At 44.9% G+C, this 443-nt stretch carries 1 protein-coding gene; it reads left to right on the top strand.

Translation table 11 applies throughout. The features are described from left to right. On the top strand, positions 1 to 443 hold a 443-nt coding region (locus FNN08_RS16420; protein ID WP_185962706.1), incomplete at both ends, for a TonB-dependent receptor.

Consider the following 443-nt stretch of genomic DNA (forward strand, 5'->3'; position numbering starts at 1 on the left):
TACGAGAGTGCGTTTGGTGATTGGTACTTCAACTTAGGTTGGACGCATACACTTGATTCAACGTTCCAAGTAGATAAAGAGAGTGAAGAAGTTCATACCCGTGATTTATGGTGGAACTCGAATGCACGTTCAACGATGAACGGTTCAATCTCTTGGATACAAGATGATTTATCGGTAACGTTAAGTGGTCGTCGAACGGGTTCAATTCCAATTTGGAATCCACCGGCAGAGTTCAGTGATGAAGATAGCTACTACTTCGAGAAAGTACAACGCTTAGACCCGTACTACACGTTTAACTTAACGTCTTCGTACCGTTGGGGTGACAACTTAATCTTGAAAGGTCAGGTTGTGAATATCTTCAACCCAGAGCCGCCAAGTGATGAATCTCACACAGCATGGCCATACTACAATGCGGGCCAATATGGTGGTGCCGCGATTGGTCG

Origin of the sequence: Thalassomonas sp. M1454 (genome assembly GCF_007097525.1) — a bacterium.
Lineage (GTDB): Bacteria > Pseudomonadota > Gammaproteobacteria > Enterobacterales > Alteromonadaceae > Thalassotalea_A.